Raw genomic sequence first — 18,916 nt, forward strand, 5'->3', positions numbered from 1 at the left:
TGTCCAGGATTGGGTCTCCCGCTTGATGGGCCGATGCGATCGATCTCGGGGCGTGATTAGCCGCAGCTGCTTCAAGACCTAGGAGCACATCAATGAGAAACACACTCTTCGCGTTCATCGGTCTCGGCGCCTGCCTCCTTGGCTCGGTCTCGACGGCTCAAGCGCAGAACATCGACTGGCAGAAGGTTGACGAGACGCTGGGCCGCAAGCCCGCCGTCTCGGACGACGTCCACCGTTACGGCTTTCCCCGCAGCGATCTCTCCGTGACGTTGGACGGGGTGACGATCAAGCCGGCGCTGGCGCTCGGCGGCTGGGTTGCGTTCAAGCCCGGGCATGGCGGCGCCATGGTCATGGGCGACCTCGTGTTGCTCGAAACCGAGATCAATCCCGTGATGGCGAAGATGATCGCGAACGGCCTTGAGATCACCGCCATCCACAATCATCTGCTGCGCGCGAGTCCGGCGACGTTCTACATGCATGTTGCCGGGCACGGGGACCCGGTCAAGCTCGCCGCTGCGATCCACGATGCACTTGCCGAAAGCAAGACTCCATTGACCGTCGCAGCGCCGGCGAGCCCGCCGCCGGCCGTGGACCTCGACACCGCGAAGCTCGACCAGATTATCGGCAGCAAGGGACAGGCCAACGGAGGCGTCTACCAATTCAACGTGAAGCGACGTGATCCGATCACGCAAGACGGCATGCCATTGACCCCTGTCGCTCCAATGGGCGTTGCGATCGGTATCAACTTCCAGCCGACCGGGGGCGGGAAGGCGGCCATCACGGGCGACTTCGTGCTGACGGGCAACGAGGTCAACCCTGTCATTCTGGCGCTGCGCACGCACGGCATCGAGGTGACCGCGCTGCATAGCCACATGCTGGATGAGCAGCCGCGGCTTTTCTTCATGCACTTCTGGGCGAACGACGACGCCGTCAAGCTTGCCGAGGGCTTGCGTGCAGCCTTGGACAAGACTGCCAGCACGAAAAGTTGAGCCAAGGATCAGAAGGAGAAGCCCGATGCGTTACGAAGCCAAACCGATGCCGTTCGATCCGAAGTCGATCAACGGCATCTCTGAAAAGGTGCTCGTCAGCCACTACGAGAACAACTACGGCGGAGCCGTGAAGCGGCTCAACGCGATTGGCGCGCAGCTCGCAGAGCTCGATTTCGCCAAGGCGCCGAACTTTCTCATCAACGGCCTGAAGCGCGAGGAGTTGATCGCAACGAACTCGATGATCCTGCACGAGATCTACTTCGACGGTCTTGGTGGATCTGAGAGGCCGAGCGGCGCTCTCGCCGATGCGATTGCGCGCGACTTTGGCAGCATCGAGCGCTGGCGTACGGAATTCGCGGCCATGGGCAAGGCCGAAGGCGGCGGCTCGGGTTGGGTGATCCTTGCCTATTCCCCCCGTGACGGGCGGCTCATCAACCAATGGGCCGCAGATCATACCACAACGCTCGCCGGCGGTCGGCCGGTGCTGGTGCTCGACATGTATGAGCACGCCTATCACATGGATTTCGGCGCTGCCGCCGCCCGCTATGTCGACGTCTACATGGAGGCCATTCGCTGGGAGAACGCCGCCAAATTGTACGATCGATACGCCGGGGAATCCTGAAAGAGGCGCGGGCCCACATTTCGAGGCGATGGGGGATCGGACGCTGAGGTAATCGAGTGATCGATTGCGGGGACCCGCGACCTCCCCATCAGATGGATATGCATCCAAGTGCTCGCCTGCATTGTTCTTGGGGAGACGACCCATGGATGGACCTGTCTTCGCTCTCTTCGCATTTGCCGCGCTCGCTGGCGGCTTCGTCAGCGGCTTTTCCGGATTCGCCATGGGCCTCGTGGTGTCGGGCGTATGGCTGCACATCATCACGCCGATGCAGACCGCTACCTTGATCGCAGGCTACGGCTTGCTCACGCAGGGCTACGGCATCTTCAAGCTGCGACGTCTCCTCGATCTTCGGAAGGCTTGGCCGCTCGCGCTCGGAACTGTCATCGGCATCCCGATCGGCGTCAGCATTCTCGCGTATCTGAACCCCAGCTACCTCCGATTTGGTGTGGGGGTCCTGCTGGTGCTCTACGCAGTCTATGGCCTGACGAAGCCCGTATTCGCTCCGGTGAAGATCGGAGTCGGGGCCGATATCGCCATTGGCGTTTCCAACGGCTTGCTTGGCGGCCTGACTGGGCTCGGCGGCGTGATCTCGACGATTTCCTGCCAATGGCGCGGCTGGCCCAAGGACGTGCAGCGCGCGGTGTTTCAGCCGGTGTTGTTCGTGGCGTTCGTTGTCATTTCGACCGCTCAAGCCGTAGCCGGCACCATCACCAGGGAGACGCTGGTGCTCTATGCGCTCGGCGTTCCCTTCATGGTCGCCGGCCTTTGGTCCGGGTTCAAATTGTTCGGCAAGATCAACGATGAGAACTTTCGCAGGACCGTGCTGGCGCTTTTGCTGCTCGCGGGATTGTCGCTGATCGCATCGGTGCTGTCGTTCGGACTGCGTTGATATCAGCCGAAGCCCCGGCGGCTTACCACCTCGGACTATTCTCCGCGGACGAGAAAATCGCCGGAAAGAGGCCTATCGCCGCCTCGTTGCCTTTGGTGTCCCGGTGACGGATTTAAGCAGGCGCAGGTCGCTCGCGGCCTCCGCGAGCAGCCAGTCACGAAATGTCGCAATCTTCGGAAGTGACGCGGTCGCCTTGGGGCAGACGATCCAATAGCTCTTCGACAATGGCACCGACTCCGGGAAGGGCAGCGCCAGCCGTCCATTGATCAGGTCCCAGGCCCCTAATGTCGTGCGGGCCAGGGCGATGCCCTGGCCGTTGATTGCGGCATCGATGACCATGCTGGCGCGATTGAGCACCGGACCATGCGTGACATCGGCGTCGTCAATGCCGACGCCACGTAGCCAATTTGCCCAGTCGGATCTGCTGTCGAGGTGGATCAGGGGAAATCTCAGGATATCCGCGACCCCGCCGATGCGGCGGCGTCCCGACAGCAGCTTGGGACTGCATACGGCGAAGAGCCGTTCCGTGCAGAGCCTTGTGGCATCGAGGCCCGGCCAGTTTCCATCGCCATGGCGGACCGCAAGATCGACCTCCTCACGCGCAAAATCGACGTGATGCATCGTTGCCGAGACGCGGAGATCGATTCCCGAATGCGCTTCCGCGAAATGGCCGAGGCGATGCACCAGCCATTTGGCGGCAAAATCCGGGGACGTGCTGACCGTGAGCACGCCTGCGTTTTGTCGCTGCAACAGCCGCTCCGTACCCGCGGCAATTCGGTCCAGCGCATCGCGTATCACCGCGAGATAGTCGCGGCCCGCTTCCGTGATGATCAGGCGCTGGCGCTCGCGGCTGAACAGCTTGATGGCGAGCTCCGTTTCCAACGCCTTGACCTGATGGCTCACCGCACCTTGCGTGACGCACAGCTCTTCGGCGGCCCGCGTGAAGCTCTCGTGGCGGGCTGCGGCTTCGAAGGCCTTTAGTGCGTTCAGCGGTGGCAAACGCGGGCGCATGACGCACCTTCCTGAGGAACTTCATGAGAAAAATTGGGGCTGGCCCGAGAAACGATGCTTTGCGGACTTTGCCCTGCCGGCCCTATGCAGGCGGCCACGACACGAAATCATGGGAGTTGGAGGCAATAAATGTCAATAACTATTGCCGTTCGCGGTTTTCCGGCGCGAGTTCGACGCAGCGCGACGGCTGCGGATCATAAACAAAATTCATGGCAGACGTTGATCGGCAGATGGCTTGCCCGTATCGAGCGGATAATCAGCGCGACGATCTTCGCGCGATTGCCGACAATCCCCATCTCCTTGCCGATCTCGGGCTCACCCGGGAAGAGGCCTTGGAGCAAGCGAACAAGCCGTTCTGGCGCTGATCGAGCCCGATCGACAGCAAGCGAACCGGGAGGAGAAAAGATGTCCGAGACCATCGTTTACGGCTTTCCCCGCAGCACGTTCGTCAACATCGTGCGGCTCGTCCTCACCCACAAGGACGTGGCCTACCGCTTCGACGACCTCGAGCCCGTGATGGGCAGGAGCGAGCATCTCGCGCTCCATCCGTTCAACCGCGTTCCGATCTTCCGGCACGGCGACTTCACCGTCTACGAGACGCGCGCCATCGTCGGCTACATCGACGAGGTGTTCGCGGGAGCACGGCTGACGCCGCAGAACCCGCACGCGCGGGCTCGCATGAATCAATGGATCGGTGTCGTCGATTCCTACGTCTATCCCTACATGATCTACCATGTGACCCACGAGCGGCTGGTGTTTCCCGAGCTCGGGATTGCATCCGACGAGAAGGTGGTGGCGCACGCACTGCCCAAGGTCGAGAACGCACTCGTGGCCATCGAGCGCGAGCTCGCCGATGGTCGGGACTACCTCCTCGGTCCAGAACTCTCGATCGCGGATTTCTACCTTTTGCCAAGCACCTTTGCGTTCAGCCTGACGGAGGAAGGCAAGGCCATGTACCCGAAATATCCGGCCTTCTGTCGATGGCGGGAGCGCATGGAGAGCCTGCCGACGACGCGGAAGCTGCGCGCGATCCTGCCGCCGCGCGCGCCCATTGCTCATGCCCGCGAGTGGGCGCACTCGCACCGCCCGAGATATTGAGCTAGGCTTGGACTGACACTGGGGGCAGGGACTTTCCGCCAGGTACCCGACGCAGTGGATTGCGTTTTCGAGCGGCGGGGGACGACGGTGATCCTTAGATTACGGCAACCTGTGCTACGGCATGAAAAAAACGCGGCGGATTGCTCCGCCGCGGGTGTTACGAACTTTCGATGTTGCCATCATGCCGGTGTTTTGCCCGACGTGTCAAAGGCGGCCAAAATGGTCTCGCCGCTGAGGTCGCGCTGCTGCTGATCGGTCGTTCAGATTAGCTAACAGTTTCAACGCCCCCGCTACTGTGCATGGGGTTGTTTTTCAGTTTTTGTATTGCGGCTCGCCGAAACGGCCGCGCTCAGCGCCGTCCGCGCGGCGCTTCGGCCTTGGCGGGCGGCTCGGTCTGCGGCGCGCAGGTCGCAGCCTGAAGCGAGTTTTGCGCCTGCTGCATCAGGCCAGGCTCGGCGGCGAGCGCCTTCATCACGATCAGGCCGGTGGTAGCAGGGGAGTCGATGATGAGGCGGTCGGCCGCGGTGATCTCTTCGTCCTCGGGCAGCTCGTTATGCTGCGGCTCGGTCATGAGGTCGAGCTCGATCACCTTCTTGCCGGCGGAGCGGTCGTTGATGGCGTAGTAGGCGATCTCGTTGCGGGTGTAGAACGACACCGAGGTGTAGGCCTGGCTCACCGGCACCGTGAGCTTGAGCGGCCCGCCCGTGAGGTCGTAGCGGCAGATCGCGATCGCGAAGGCCGGGTCCATGAACGGCATCGGCGAATTGTTGGGATCGGCGAGGGGAAGCTGCGTCACGGCGTTGAGCTTGGTCATCGGCGTCAGCCGCGAATAGGCGTCCTGTGTCGCGATCCGCGGCAGCGCCAGCACGCTGACGAGATGGACCACGAGGCCCAGCACCACGCCCGCGACGATGGTGAACATCAGGCGGATCATGAGCAGCCCACCGTCTTGATCGTGGGCATCGGCGCATCGCGCTGGGTGCGCGTCGCAACGCCGACAGGGGTGTCGTAGAGGCGCAGCATCAGCGCGTAACGCTCGATGCCGCCGGTCGGCAGCCAGTTGCCGGCGCGTGAGCGCGAGGCGATGCGGATCTCGAACGTCCCGTCGGACTGCCGCACGATCTCCTGGCTGGTGAAGCCGTAGCGCTGCAGCGAATTGGCGACGAGGTGGCCCTTGCGGTCGTACAGCGTCAGCGTCCAGAACCGCGCCGGCGGCGTCACGCCGGAGACGACGACGTCGCAGCGGCCGTCGAGCGCCTTCTTCTTCTCGTCGGCGGTCGCGGTGAAGGCGACGCCGTCACCGGTGCCGATCGGCAGCTCGCCGTTGCGCACGATGGTGGCGCGCGAATAGGGATCGACGTCGGCGGTGCCGGTGCGGGGGCGGGCGGTCCAGGGGCCGATGGTCAGCGCGCCGATCTCGGTGCCGCGCGTCGTCGTCATCCAGGTCGCGCCAACGCCGACCACGCTCGCGAGCAAAAGGGCCGTCAATGTGATCAGGATCAGCCGCACGGGTTTCGATCAGTTCTTGCGCGGGACGGATGCATTCGCATTCTCTTCCGCATAGTTCTGCGGGAAGGCGAGCGCGCTCGTCGACGAGGCCGGCTTGGCCAGCTTGTCGTCGTCGGCAGCCGCCTTGGTCGCGGTCCTGGCGGCGTCATCGAGCAGCTTCTCGACGCGCACCAGCACGTCGGCGCCGCGCTTGGTCAGCACGGGCGGCGGGCCGGGCTTGGTCTCCAGCACCTTCGGCGCCGCATTGGCCTGCGCTGCCGTCGGCTGCGGCGGCAGCTTCTGGCCCATGCCGATGCCGGGGATTTCCCGGACCTCGACGCCCTGATGCGCGGTGACCATGATGTCGTGCCAGGTCTGCGCCGGCAGCGATCCGCCGGTCATGCGGTTGGTCGGCGAATAGTCGTCATTGCCGTACCACACCGCGCAGGTGAAATTGCCGGTGTACCCGACGAACCAGGCATCACGATACGCATTGGTCGTGCCGGTCTTGCCGGCGGTCGGAATGCCGTCGAGCGCGGCGCGGCGCGCGGTGCCTTCGCTGACGACGTGGCTCATCATGCCGGCCATGTCGGCGGCAACGGAGGCCGGGATCGCCTGTCGCGGTTTTGGACCGTCGCGGTCCCAGCGCCAGACCGGATCACCGGCACCGGTGCGCACTTCCAGCACCGAATGCGGCGTCACCGCCTTGCCGCGGTTGGGGAAGGTGGCGTAGGCGACGGCGTGCTCGATCACGGTGACTTCGTCCGAGCCGATCGGCAGCGACGGCGTGTCGGGCAGCGGCGCCTTGAGGCCGAAGCGGCGGGCGACCTCGACGATCTTGGCGCGGCCGAGCTTAGCCGGGTTCGGCGCCTTCGGCTGTTCCTTCTGGCCGATCGCGATCGACAGCTTGACCGGCACGACGTTGATCGAGCGCGTGATCGCCTGCGTCAGCGTCACCGAGCCGGAATAGGAATGGCCATAGTTCTGCGGACACCAATTGCCGATGCAGACCGGGCCGTCGACCACGATCGAGTTCGGCGTGAAGCCGTTGAGGAGCGCGGTGGTGTAGACGTAAGGCTTGAACGACGAGCCGGGCTGGCGGTAGGCGTCGGTGGCGCGGTTGAACTGGCTCGCGCCGTAGTCGCGGCCGCCGACCATCGCGCGGATGCCGCCGTCGAGATCGGACACCACGGTTGCGGCCTGCGTCGCGTGATAATCGCGGCCGAACTGGCGCAGCTGGTTCTCGATCGCGTCTTCCGCGGCCTTCTGCACGTTGGTGTCGATCGCGAGGCGCACCACGAAGACGCGCTCGGTGTACGACTTCGGGAAGGTGTCGACCAGCTTGCGCATCTCGTCGAAGGCGTAGTCGAGATAGTAGTTGGGCGAGGCTTCGTCGCGGCGGTCGACCGCGAAGGCCGGGTTGCGGCGGGCGCCGAACACCTGGCCCTCGGTCATGAAGCCGGCGTCGACGAGATTGTCGAGCACGACGTTGGCGCGGGCGCGCGCCGCGGGCAGGTTGATGTGCGGGGCGTATTTCGTCGGCGCCTTGAACAGGCCGGCGAGCATCGCGGCTTCCGCCAGCGTCACGTCGCGCGCGGATTTGTTGAAGTAGAAGTGGGCTGCGCCGTCGACGCCAAAAGTGCCGCCGCCCATATAGGCGCGGTCGAGGTACAGCTTGAGAATCTCGTTCTTGGTCAGGCGCCATTCCAGCCAGACCGCGAGGAAGGCCTCGTTGACCTTGCGCTCGATGGTGCGCTCGTTGCTCAAGAACAGGTTCTTGGCGAGCTGCTGAGTGATCGAGGAGCCGCCCTGGCGGACGCCGCCGGCCTGGGCGTTGGTGACGAGCGCGCGCGCGGTGCCGGCGATGTCGATGCCGAAATGCTCGTAGAAGCGGCGGTCCTCGGTGGCGAGCGTCGCCTTGATCAGCACGTCCGGAAAGTCTTCCAGCGGGATCGAGTCGTTGTGCTTGATGCCGCGGCTGCCGATCGGGTTGCCGTAGCGGTCGAGGAAGGACACCGCCAGGTCGGACTTCTTCAGCCAGTCCTCGTCCGCGGTCTCGCGGAAGGCGGGGATGGCGAGGGTGAGCATCACGACCAGGCCGCCGAGGCCCAGCGTCGCGGCCTCCGACAGCGGCTCGATGAACACCCAGCGCTTCCAGCGGCCGACATAGAAGCGGTCCATGAAGGTCGAGTAGCGCTCGTAGAGCTCGCGGATGCCCTTGGCGGAGGAGAACAGCGAGGAATCGATGCGCGCGTCGAGATCCAGAAAGAAATTCCGGATGCGGCTCTTCCAGTTGGATGGTGTGTTCTGGACCACCTAGAACCCTTGAGGCTCGGTTCGACAGCGTTCAGGCACCCGGCCGGGGCGGCACCGAGACGTCTTGAGGGAATGTTACGGCAAACCCAAGGCGCCGGTTTCGCGTCCGAGGGGACTTGCTGTTCCTTCTAGCCGAGCAGGGCCCATAAACCAATGGTCAGGCTCGCGATTTTGAACAACAGGCCTAATTGACCCCGGTTCATTACGGGCCTCAATTGGGCGTTGCTTGCAGCGTCCCGGCCGCACGCCGTAGATGAACGAGCCGTAGCTCTTTCGAACCCTTGTTGAGGCGCATGACCGCAGCTCCCAAACGACCTTCAGGCCAGGAAGGATTCTTCTGGAAAACCAAGACGTTGGAACAGCTGTCGACGGCCGAATGGGAGAGCCTGTGCGACGGTTGCGGCCGCTGCTGCCTGAACAAGCTCGAGGACGAGGATACCGGCGATATCTATTTCACCCATGTCGGCTGCAAGCTGCTCGATGCCGGGACCTGCGGCTGCAAGGACTATCCGAATCGCTCCGCCAAGGTTCCCGATTGCGTCCGGCTGACCCCGGCCAATGTCCGCACCCTGAACTGGCTGCCGCCGAGCTGTGGCTACAAGCTGGTCGCCGAAGGGCGCGACCTCTATTGGTGGCATCCGCTGGTCTCGGGCGATCCCAACACCGTTCATGAAGCCGGCGTCTCCGTCCGCGGCCGGGTCGAGGGCAGCGAGGAGGAGATCCCGGACGAGGAGCTCGAGGACCACATCGTGCAATGGCCGGCGCAGCTGCCGAAACGGGCACGCCTGAAGCGACGTCCGAAGGACTGACCCGCCTGCGACGTCGAATCACGTCATCGCGATGACCCCGCGGCGGGATGCACCCATGCGCCGCGGTGCCTGCCTGAGAAGAACTTTCCTCTCTACATTGCCTGCATAGAACGAATCCTTCGCGGCGTTTGCGCCTCCTCACGGCTTCCGATCGAGATGAACAAGTTCGACCGGCAGAGCAGTTCTGCCGACATTCAGGCTTTGCCTGACGACATTGCCGAAGAGCTGTCCCGCCTTCCCAGCGAGGTCTTGAGCGTCGACGACGCGCCTTCGCTCGCGCCGCCGGCGCCGTTGTCGCAGGACGAGGTCCGGACCATCGTGATCAGCCTGATGCTGACGATGTTCCTGGCTGCGCTCGACCAGACCATCGTCGCGACCGCGCTGCCGACCATCGGGCGCCAGTTTAACGACGTCTCCAACCTCTCCTGGGTCATCACCGCCTATCTGCTCGCCTCGACCGCGGTCGCACCGGTGTTCGGGACGCTGAGCGATATCTACGGCCGCCGCGTGATGATCATCATTTCGCTCAGCCTTTTCGTCGCCGGCTCCGTGCTGTGCGCGATCGCGCCGAGCATGCCGATGCTGATTCTGGCGCGCGGTCTTCAGGGCCTCGGCGGCGGCGGCATCATGCCGGTCGTGCAGACCGTGATCTCCGACATCGTCTCCCCGCGCGAGCGCGGCCAGTACCAGGCCTATTTCTCCAGCGTCTGGATGGTCGGCGGCATTTTGGGCCCGGTCATCGGCGGCGTGTTCGCCGAGCATCTGCACTGGTCGATGATCTTCTGGATCAATCTCCCGCTCGCGGCCGCCGCCATCGCGATGCTGCTGCCGAAGATGAAGAAGATCCCGGTGTTCCACCGCAAGCGCAAGGTCGACTGGCTCGGCGGCGTGCTGCTGATGGCCTCTGCGGTCGTCTTCATGCTGGTGCTGACCTGGGGCGGCACGCGCTATCCGTGGCTCTCGCCGACCGTGCTTGCGATGGTGGGCGGCGCCGTCGCGCTCGCGGTCACCTTCGTCTGGCACGCGCGGCGGGCCGACGAGCCGTTCCTGCCGTTGAAGCTATTGACGGGTTCGGTGGCGCCTTTCGCCATGACAGCCGGTGGCTGCGGGCTCGGTGCGATCACGGGCCTCACCGTGCAGCTGCCGCTCTACTACGAGTCGGTCTACCATCTCAGCGCCAGCGAGGCGGGCCTTGCGCTGATTCCGCTCGCGGCGGTCTCGACCTGCGGCGCGGCGATTGCCGGCCGTACCATGGCGCGCGCAAAACACTACAAGCGCGTTGCCATCATCGGCACGTCCTGGGCCGCGCTGTGCGGCCTCGCCCTCACGGTCACCACCTTGCCGCTGTGGGGCTTGCTGATGCTGATGGCCGCCTTTGCGCTCGGCCTCGGCACGACCTTTCCGGTCTGCGTGGTCTCGCTGCAGAATTCGGTCGCGCGCCCGCAAGTCGGCACCATCACCGGCGCGATGAACTTCTTCCGCTCGCTGATGTCCTCGTTCACGGTCGCAGCGTTCGCGGCGATCCTGCTGATCGCGCTCGGCACCGACGTTCCGCTGGCCGGCGAGCATCACGCCGCGGGTGCCATCGCAATTCCCGCCGACGACATGCGCCACGCCTTCCGCTACGTCTTCGGCGCCGCCACCGCGCTGATGACCACCGCCGCGCTCTGCCTGATCATGATGGAGGAGCGGCCACTCGCCGGCCCCTCCGTCACGCAGCAGGTGGAGATGGCGGAGTAGGGGTTAGCCGCCGCGATCGGGATCGTCGTCGGCATCACCTGCGCTCGTCTTTCGCGCTTTCGCTGCAAGCTGTTCCTTGAGCCGCGCGAGTGCTTCGGCGGACCAATCACTGACATCTGTTACCGCGACCCAGGCATCGACATAATGCTCTGGCGCGTAGACATGGCCAAAGCCCATCGGCGTCGCGGTCGCGACCGCCATGTCGAGGGCGAGCTGCAGCATCGTCACGATGGGATACCAACGCAGCTCCGGTGATACGTCCGGCCCGCGCGGCGCATTCATCCAGTCCGGCGCCCGATAGGCGTCGCGGTAGGCGAAGAACGTGATCGCGTCGCTGGCATATTGCAGATAAACGACGCGCATCGGCCCCCAGGGCCTATCCGGCGGCACCGTCGGCCCGTTCTGGTTCATGAAGCGGACGAGGCGGCCGTCGCGGAATTCCGGGAGCCAGGCCGGCGATCCTGGATTGCGGTTCGCGGTGACCGATCGCCAGATGCGGCTCTCGAATGGCGCCCCGCTCCACAGCGCGCCGCCAATGGGATCCCCGATCGTCTCGAACAGCTCCGCGGATTTCTCCGAGTTCATGGCGCCGAGGCTCAGTCCATGCAGATACAGCTTCGGCCGCTTGTCCTTCGGCAGCGTCGTCCAGTAGCCGTAGATTTCCGCGAACAGTGCGCGCGACGCTTCCGCGCCGTATTCGGGCTGAAACAGCAGCGACAGCGGACTGTTGAGATAGGAATACTGCATCGCGACGCTCGCGACATCGCCATGGTGGAGATATTCGACCGTATCCATCGCGGCCGGATCGATCCAGCCCGTGCCGGTCGGCGTGATGACGATCAGGATTTTGCGGTCGAAGCCGTGTTGGCGCTTGAGCTCCTCGAGCGCAAGCCTGGCGCGCGCTTGCGCGGTGTTGCGGCTCCCGAGCCCGACATAGACGCGCACGGGATTCTGCGCAGGCCTTTCCGTGACGGCGCTGATCTCGGCTGCGGCCGGGCCTGAGGCAATGAACCGGCGCCCCATGCGCCCGAGCTCGGTCCACTTCACCAGCGATGCCGGGCTTCCCGTCCGACCGGGATCGGTCGGCTGCGGCCGCTCGGGCTCGAACAGAACATCGAGTTCGCGGAAGGAGGAATCGAGTGCGTTGAACGCCGTGCGGATCAGGACATTGCTGGCGATCGACCAGAACAGCAGGGCTGCGACGAGCACGCCGATCACGTTCGCGACCTTCCGCGGAACGAGGCGTCGTGTGCGCGCGGCGAGAAAGCGGGCGACAAGCGCGAACAGCCGCCCCAGCGCCAGCAGCAAGACGAACGTGATCAGGGCGATGACGCAGACCTTGAGCGGATGGGCGGTCTCCAACGGCGCCATCTTCATCACGGCGCGGATCGAGTTCTGCCATTCGGCCGTGCGCCAAAGGAAGACGATGACGACGAGCAAGCAGACGGCTGCGGCCAGTGCATTCGCAATTGATCTTGCGCGCGCCGAAGGTTCGGGCAGTTCGAGATAGTGCCACAGCCGGCGCCACAGGATTCCGGTGAAATAGCCGATCGCAAAGCAGCCGCCGGCGAGGGCACCTTGCGTGAGATAGCTGCGCGGGATCAGCGTCGGCGTCAGCGCGGCAGCGAAGAACAGCGCACCCAGCATGAGGCCGACGCCGGACAGCGACAGCAATTGTCGCCGAATGAACCGAGCTGGATTCATGAAAGCACCTCCCGAGCCACGCTATCCTCCGGTCGTGTCCGGAAAGCTGCTCTTTCGCGGCAACAGGATCGTGAACTCCGTGAACGCGCCGGGCTCTGTCGTGACGTCGATCGTGCCGCCGTGCTGCTTCACGATGATGTCGTGGCTCATCGACAGCCCGAGACCGGTACCTTCGCCGGCCGGCTTGGTGGTGAAGAACGGATTAAACATCTTCGCCTTCACGTCTTCCGGAATGCCGGTGCCGTTGTCGCGGATGCGGATCTCGATGCTGTCGCCGCGGTCGCGGGTCGCGGCGATCACCACCGGCTCGTAACCGGCGGCGCCGCTGCCCATCTGGCGCCTGGTCACCGCATAGAACCCGTTCGAGATCAGGTTCAAAAGCACCCGGGAAATCTCCTGCGGAAACACCTCCGCCGAACCTGCCGCCGGGTCGAGCTCGCTCTTCATCGTCACGTCGAAGAGCGGCTTCTCGGCACGCGCGCCGTGATAGGCGAGGTTGAGGCTCTCCTCGACCAGGGCGTTGATGTCGCTCAGCCGGTGCTCGCCGCCGCCCTCGCGCGAATGCAGCAGCATGTTCTTGACGATGGAATCGGCCCGCCTTCCGTGCTGCACGATCTTTCCAAGATTGTCTCTCAGCAGCCCCGTCAGCTCGTCGACCTCCGCGCGCAGATCGTCGGCGAGCGGGACGGGCGCAAGCACCTCGTTCAGCTCGTCGGTCAGCTCGGCCGAGAGCGATGCAAAATTGTTGACGAAGTTGAGCGGGTTCTTGATCTCGTGCGCAATTCCGGCGGTGAGCTGGCCGAGCGAGGCCAGCTTTTCGGTCTGGACCAGGCGGTCTTGCGCCGCGCGCAAATCGTCGAGCGATCTGGCGAGCTCCCGCGTGCGGTCCTGCACCTCGTTGAACAGGCGGGTGTTCTCGACCGCGATCACGGCCTGGTCGGCAAAGGTCTTGAGCAGGCTGATCGCCTTGTCCGGGAAAGGCCCGGCCTCGCGGCGCGTCACGCCGATGGTTCCGATCGCAATGCCGTCGCGCAGCATCGGAATCACGAGGATGCTGCGATAGCCTCGCGTCCGCGCCAGCTCCCGCATCGCCTCCGTGAGGTCGGGCTCGTTCTGCATGTCGCTGCGGAAGGCGTATTCACCACTCGTCGCCACCCGGCTGTGAATGCCCGATGCCGCAAGCGGCGCCGGGAACGAGCTACGCAGCTCCGCGTTGCCGGCCTCGTTGTCGGTGGTGAAGGCGGCCAGATGCAGCATGCCGTTGAAGACGCGGGTGACGGTGGAGGAATGTCCGCCGACCAGCGCCTTGGCACTGTCGGAGATGGCCTGGAACACCGGCGTGACGTCGGCCGGCGAGGCCGCGATCACCTTGAGGATGTCGGCGGTCGCGGTCTGCCGTTCCAGCGCTTCCCTGGTGGCGTTGAACAGGCTGACATTCTTGACCGCGATCACCGCCTGGTCGGCGAAGGTCTGCAGCAGCCGCACATGATGCTCGGCGAATGTGCCGGTCGTCCGCCGCGTGGCGATGATGACGCCTTTGGCCTCGCCCTCGCTCATCAGCGGCGTGAACAGCATGCTGCGAAAGCCGCGGGCGCGCGCGATGTCGCGTGCCGCCGGCTCGAGCTCGGTATCCGGCAGCTGCGCCGATTCACCATGGGCCGTGAGCTGGTACGCCGGGAACTGCGCGAACGGCACCGGAAACGAGGCCTGGAGCACGCGGTCGCCGGCTGGATCGCCCGGCGTGAATGCCACGAGGTGCGCGGCGCCGTCGACATAGCGCAGCACGGCGGTGGAGAAGCCGCCGATCAGCCGGTTGGCGTTGGCGGCGACGGCGTCGAACACCGGCTGCACGTCGGAGGGCGAACTCGCCAGCACTTTCAGAATGTCGGCGGTCGCGGTCTGCCGTTCCAGTGATTCCCGCGTCTCGTTGAACAGGCGCGCGTTCTCGATAGCGATCGCGGCCTGGTCGGCAAAGCTCTGTTGCAGCGCCATCTCATCATCGGTGAAGGGCGCGAGGCGGTCGCGGTAGACGATCAACGCGCCGATCGCCTTACCTTCAAGCCGCAGCGGCGAGCCGGACATCGAACGCGTGCCGGCGGCGCGAGCGTGAGGCATGCCGGGCCAGTCGGCGATGGCCGGATCGACATTGTCGAGATCGGGAACATGAACCTGCCGGTTCTCGGCCACGATGGTGCCGGGCATGTTGCGGCCGCCGATCTTGAGCTGGGCGAGCGGCACGCCGGCGCCGACGCGCATAGAGCTGTCGCCGACCCGGATCACCCTGGACCACCCGTCGCCTTCCGCAATGTGAATGGTGGCGCTCGGCGCGCCGAACAGATGCATGGTCGCTTCCGCGATCTGTTGCAGCGAGCCCTCCGCATCGCCCGAGGAGTTAGCGATGGTGCGCAGGATCTCCATGCTGGCGTTCTGGCGGTCGCGCGCAATGGCAAGCTCGGCTTGCAGGCGGGCGTTCTCGGCCGCTTGGGATCGCAATTGCCGTTCGAGCTCGGCGGCCTTGTCCTGGGGAGGCGCGGTCATTGATCATCCGGCTAAGCGCCGCGACGTACGCGGTACCAAGCCCGATTATCACATCTCCTGCGGCCGGAGCCAGCGCCGAGCCCCCGCCTTAGTGCAAACGGCTCATGTGCCCGGCCGCGACACCTCGGTCTCCTTGCTGGTGATGAACTCCAGCAGCACGGGCACGCCTTCCTTCGTCTTCTGGATGCCGCGCTTGATCGCGGGGATGATGTCCTCCGGCCTCGTCACCCGCTCGCCATGGCCGCCAAAAGCGCGCGCCATTGCGGCATAGTCGCCGGAGATGTCGGTCGAGCGATATTTCTCGGTCGAGATCGGCATCACCTTCAACTCGATCGCCATCGAGAAATTGTTGAGCAGGATCGACATGATCGGGATGCGCTCGCGCACCGCGGTCTCGAAATCCATACCGGTGAAACCGATGGCGGCGTCGCCCCAGACATTGATGCAGAGCTTGTCGGGCTTTGCGAGTTTTGCGCCCATCGCCAGCCCAAGGCCGTAGCCGAGCTGCGTCGTCTTGCCCCAGCCGAGATAGGTGAGGGGCTCGACCGCCTTCCAGAACGGCGAGAGCTGGTCGCGCGGGCTGCCTGCATCGTGGGTGATGATGGTGTTCTTGATGTCGACGGTGTGCTGGAGGTCCCAGAGCACACGATAGGGGCTGAGCGGGGCGTCATTGCTGGTGAGTTTCGGTATCCATTTGGCCAGCCACTCCTTGTGTGAAGCGGCGATCTCGGCCGCGACCGCTGATGCGTCGCGATCCGCCGTGACGGTCTTGCCGATCTCCTCCAGCAGCGCATCGAGCACGAGGCCGGCATCGCCGACGAGGCCGACCTTGGCTTCCACATCCTTGTTGAGATGGTTCGGATCGAGCGTGGAGTGGATGATGGTCTTGCCCTTCGGCATCGCGACGCCGAAACTGGTTTCCGTGAACGAGCAGCCGATGCCGAAGATGACGTCGGCCTCAGCGAGGAATTTGGGGACCGCGCGCGGCACCGCGAGGCCGCCCGAGCCGAGCGATAGCGGATGCGTTTCCGGGAACGATGATTTGCCCCCTAAACTGGTGGTGACGGGAATGGCGAGCCGCTCGGCGAGCCGCTTCAGTTGCGGCCAGGCCTGCGCGTAGTGCACGCCCTGGCCGGCATAGATCACGGGGCGCTTCGCGTTGACGAGCAGGCCCGCTGCCTCCTTCACATGAACAGGATCGGCGCCGTAGCGCGTGCGCAGCACCGGCGTGTAGTTCAGCGGCTCCGGCACCTCCTCGTTCCACATGTCGGCGGGGATCTCGACGATGACGGGCCCGCCGCGGCCGTTCTTGAGCTTGGTGAAGGCACGGCGAAAAATGTTGGTGACCTCGGCCGCCAGAATGATCGGCTCGGACGATTTCGAAAACGCCTTCATCGCCTCGCTGGAATTGAAGTTCGGCTCGATATGCGCGAGCCGGCGCTGATAGCCCATCGGCAGCACCAGCACGGGCACGGATTCGCCGTAGCATTGCGCAACGCCACCCATCGCGTTCTCGGCGCCGGGCCCGTGCTGCATGCAGAACGCGCCGATCGATCGCCCCGACGTCACCCGCGAGATCGCATCCGCCATGTGCACCCCGACGCGCTCCTGCCGCACCATCACCGGCCGGATTTCGGCCTTGGCCGCGTGCTCGATCAGATGGTTGACCGGATAACCGCAGAGGATCTCGATCCCCTCGCGCTTCATGATTTCCGCAATGGCGGTGCCGAGCTTCATGGCGTCTCTCTCCTCAGGCGCAGGCCGGTTGCTCCGGTCGATTGGGGAGAGAGGATCAGGAATTTACAGGAGGGTAAAGCACGGTTGGGCGACGGTCGCGGTAGGTCAGCCATGCAGCGAGCTGCCGTAGCCCGGATAGGGCGACTTGTCCGCCGTAGCTCGAAGAGCGAAGGCGGAAGCGCAATCCGGGCTACAAACGTCCTACTTGCAGTTTTTGCAGATCGTCAGCTTTCGTTTCAGCGCCTCGTCTTCCTGATCGACCGATGACTGGCCGCCGAGGCCATTTGTATCAGGATTGGACGTGGAATTGGACTTGGCGCCCTTTGCTGCGCGTGACCTCACAGGCGGCGTCACCTGGCTTGAGGCGTCATTGTCGTCGACGGTGCCTACACTGAAGCCATCGTAGTCGGCGGGCGGATTAGGCATCGGCGGAGGCCCGCCGATCACAGGCGGCGAAGCCTCCCTGCCGGATGTCGCCGGCGGAATTCTGGAAGTTTTGGCGCTCGCGCGCGGCGGCGATGCATTGGGCGGAGCAAGCGAAACCGGAGGCGCGACCGAAGTCTGTCCTCTCGCGCTGTCGTGCGACCAGGCGCCGACAAACATGAGGCTGAGAGCCAAGAGCGTCACGCTTCTCATCCGCATCCTTCAAGCCGCTCTGGTCCAATGATTGAGCATGGTTCGTCGAACCACAACGGGCTGAAGACTATCAGGACTCAAAAGGCCGTCAAAGCGCGGGAGCGCGAGGATGTGGTTGCTTGAAGGACGTTGCGTAGCGTCCGGGACACGATTTTGAGTGCGTTACGGGCCACGCGCTATTGCGAGCGCAGCGGGGTAATCCAGAATTCCTCCGCGGGAGGACTCTGGATTGCTTCGCTATCGCTCGCAATGACGAGATCGGGGAGGGAGCATGCGCCGACGGCCGCGCCGGGGTCGGCGCGTGCAGGACGTCGCCTCAGGCCAGGGCGGCCGTTACGAGGCGGCTTTTACTTCAGCGACGAGCTGATCGAGTTGAACTTGTTGTTGAGGAGCTGGCTGCCCGTGTTGTTCACGACGGTCACGATCGCCAGCGCAATGCCGGCGGCAATCAGGCCGTATTCGATGGCGGTTGCGCCAGTCTCATCGGCAAGGAAAGACCTAAGCAAAGTCATTGCCAACTCCTCTTCATCCGATCCAATGTGTGGCAGCGTCGTTTTCGGACTGGTAAATAGTTCGAATAGATTTTTCTGCGCGACGGAAGAATGAAGCCCGGGCGGCCGCGCCTCCGTCACATACGATGGCATCCATTAAATTAAGGTTCCATCGATCCATCCAAATGGATTCAAATCGACCGCCCCCCGCAAGGACACGCGGACGCCGGTGCGCCTGTCAGGGCGTGATGGTCGGGCCCGGTGCGGCGGGGAGGCGGCGCTTCAGCACGGTCGCGAGACGGCCGACGAAGTCCTTCATCGTGCACGGCTGCGGCCGCGGCGCCGTGCTCGCCGCCTGCTCGTGATCAGGCGCGTCGTTCACGATGCTGATGTAGTTCTTTCTGACGTCCTGCTGCACGGGGCACGCGAACCTTGGCTCGATCGGAGCCGGAACCATGCTGCGCATAAGGGGAACCAACGGTTAATTTTGTCGCCCGTAGGAATACCCTGTCGTGCTGGACACGAGGGCGCCGATTAACGGTTTGTTGAGCCTGTTCGTCACGGTCGGCACGGATGCCTGCCAGGAATGACAACCAAGGCGCTCATCGGCTGCGGCCGTCCGCATTCAGCGCCCGCAACATCGCGATGCGGGCGAACATCACCCAGCCGCCGCCTGTCTCGGCTGCGTTGATCAAGGTCTCGATGGCGGTCTGCCAGTGCACCTCGTGCTGTGCGTCCTCAGGCAGCTGCATGATGTAGTCTGCCGCGTCTTGCAGCGTCAACAGCTTGCGCTTGTGACTTACGCGAACGGGATCGTCGAACGCCGTCGACCAGGGCATGTCAGGCCG

The 18,916-nt window shown here is 64.4% G+C and carries 18 protein-coding genes; 6 read left to right on the forward strand and 12 right to left on the reverse strand.

The window, feature by feature from the left end:
• The first annotated feature begins 92 nt into the window (after positions 1-92).
• The 3 genes from ABIB95_RS07265 (at position 93) to ABIB95_RS07275 (ending at position 2,500) form a co-directional block, all read left to right on the forward strand.
• A complete protein-coding gene (locus tag ABIB95_RS07265; protein ID WP_354238362.1) occupies positions 93-989 on the forward strand; it encodes a DUF1259 domain-containing protein in 897 nt (298 codons plus the stop codon).
• Between the two features lie 25 nt (positions 990-1,014).
• Positions 1,015-1,611 (forward strand): superoxide dismutase, encoded by a 597-nt coding sequence (locus tag ABIB95_RS07270; protein WP_354238363.1) that lies wholly within the window; start codon positions 1,015-1,017, stop codon positions 1,609-1,611.
• 142 nt (positions 1,612-1,753) lie between these two features.
• Positions 1,754-2,500, forward strand: coding sequence for a sulfite exporter TauE/SafE family protein (locus ABIB95_RS07275; RefSeq protein WP_354238364.1), 747 nt, complete (start codon positions 1,754-1,756; stop codon positions 2,498-2,500).
• A gap of 72 nt (positions 2,501-2,572) precedes the next feature.
• On the opposite strand, the gene ABIB95_RS07280 is transcribed toward ABIB95_RS07275, so the two are convergent.
• The gene (locus tag ABIB95_RS07280; RefSeq protein ID WP_354238365.1) at positions 2,573-3,511 is read right to left on the reverse strand and encodes a transcriptional regulator GcvA; all 939 of its coding nucleotides are present in this window, start codon (positions 3,509-3,511) and stop codon (positions 2,573-2,575) included.
• Positions 3,512-3,705: 194 nt separating this feature from the next.
• A complete protein-coding gene (locus ABIB95_RS07285) occupies positions 3,706-3,930 on the reverse strand; it encodes a hypothetical protein (RefSeq protein ID WP_354238366.1) in 225 nt (74 codons plus the stop codon).
• Between ABIB95_RS07285 and ABIB95_RS07290 the strand changes: the two genes are divergently transcribed.
• Entirely contained in the window at positions 3,917-4,609 is a 693-nt protein-coding gene (locus ABIB95_RS07290) for a glutathione S-transferase family protein (protein WP_354238367.1), read from the forward strand. The genes ABIB95_RS07285 and ABIB95_RS07290 overlap by 14 nt on opposite strands.
• Positions 4,610-4,958: 349 nt before the next feature.
• On the opposite strand, the gene ABIB95_RS07295 is transcribed toward ABIB95_RS07290, so the two are convergent.
• The 3 genes from ABIB95_RS07295 to ABIB95_RS07305 are packed head-to-tail and all read right to left on the reverse strand — an operon-like array spanning position 4,959 to position 8,413.
• Positions 4,959-5,543 (reverse strand): DUF1254 domain-containing protein, encoded by a 585-nt coding sequence (locus ABIB95_RS07295; protein WP_166351371.1) that lies wholly within the window; start codon positions 5,541-5,543, stop codon positions 4,959-4,961.
• The gene (locus tag ABIB95_RS07300) at positions 5,540-6,118 is read right to left on the reverse strand and encodes a DUF1214 domain-containing protein (RefSeq protein ID WP_028149914.1); all 579 of its coding nucleotides are present in this window, start codon (positions 6,116-6,118) and stop codon (positions 5,540-5,542) included. The genes ABIB95_RS07295 and ABIB95_RS07300 overlap by 4 nt, the downstream gene beginning before the upstream one ends.
• 9 nt (positions 6,119-6,127) lie before the next feature.
• Positions 6,128-8,413 (reverse strand): transglycosylase domain-containing protein, encoded by a 2,286-nt coding sequence (locus tag ABIB95_RS07305; RefSeq protein ID WP_071915626.1) that lies wholly within the window; start codon positions 8,411-8,413, stop codon positions 6,128-6,130.
• A 293-nt stretch (positions 8,414-8,706) separates the two neighbouring features.
• Here ABIB95_RS07305 and ABIB95_RS07310 point away from each other — a divergent pair, with 293 nt between their 5' ends.
• Entirely contained in the window at positions 8,707-9,222 is a 516-nt protein-coding gene (locus ABIB95_RS07310; RefSeq protein ID WP_354238368.1) for a YcgN family cysteine cluster protein, read from the forward strand.
• Positions 9,223-9,378: 156 nt separating this feature from the next.
• Complete coding sequence (locus ABIB95_RS07315) at positions 9,379-10,962, forward strand: MDR family MFS transporter (protein ID WP_354238369.1); 1,584 nt, start codon at positions 9,379-9,381, stop codon at positions 10,960-10,962.
• A gap of 3 nt (positions 10,963-10,965) precedes the next feature.
• On the opposite strand, the gene ABIB95_RS07320 is transcribed toward ABIB95_RS07315, so the two are convergent.
• From ABIB95_RS07320 to ABIB95_RS07350, 7 genes are all read right to left on the reverse strand, one after another.
• On the reverse strand, positions 10,966-12,666 hold the full coding sequence (locus ABIB95_RS07320; protein WP_354238370.1) for an alpha/beta hydrolase: 1,701 nt from the start codon (positions 12,664-12,666) through the stop codon (positions 10,966-10,968).
• Positions 12,667-12,687: 21 nt separating this feature from the next.
• The gene (locus tag ABIB95_RS07325; RefSeq protein WP_063984554.1) at positions 12,688-15,204 is read right to left on the reverse strand and encodes a GAF domain-containing protein; all 2,517 of its coding nucleotides are present in this window, start codon (positions 15,202-15,204) and stop codon (positions 12,688-12,690) included.
• A 102-nt stretch (positions 15,205-15,306) separates the two neighbouring features.
• Complete coding sequence (locus ABIB95_RS07330) at positions 15,307-16,983, reverse strand: thiamine pyrophosphate-requiring protein (RefSeq protein WP_354238470.1); 1,677 nt, start codon at positions 16,981-16,983, stop codon at positions 15,307-15,309.
• A gap of 159 nt (positions 16,984-17,142) precedes the next feature.
• Complete coding sequence (locus tag ABIB95_RS07335; protein ID WP_354238371.1) at positions 17,143-17,577, reverse strand: hypothetical protein; 435 nt, start codon at positions 17,575-17,577, stop codon at positions 17,143-17,145.
• Between the two features lie 347 nt (positions 17,578-17,924).
• A complete protein-coding gene (locus tag ABIB95_RS07340; protein WP_014496710.1) occupies positions 17,925-18,089 on the reverse strand; it encodes a Flp family type IVb pilin in 165 nt (54 codons plus the stop codon).
• A gap of 217 nt (positions 18,090-18,306) precedes the next feature.
• Positions 18,307-18,534 carry a hypothetical protein gene (locus ABIB95_RS07345; RefSeq protein ID WP_354238372.1) on the reverse strand — a complete coding sequence of 76 codons (228 nt, stop codon included), beginning with the start codon at positions 18,532-18,534 and terminating at the stop codon, positions 18,307-18,309.
• Positions 18,535-18,670: 136 nt separating this feature from the next.
• A complete protein-coding gene (locus ABIB95_RS07350; RefSeq protein ID WP_354238373.1) occupies positions 18,671-18,907 on the reverse strand; it encodes a hypothetical protein in 237 nt (78 codons plus the stop codon).
• Positions 18,908-18,916: the final 9 nt, after the last annotated feature.

Source organism: Bradyrhizobium sp. LA2.1 (genome assembly GCF_040547725.1).
GTDB classification, from domain to species: Bacteria; Pseudomonadota; Alphaproteobacteria; order Rhizobiales; family Xanthobacteraceae; genus Bradyrhizobium; species Bradyrhizobium barranii.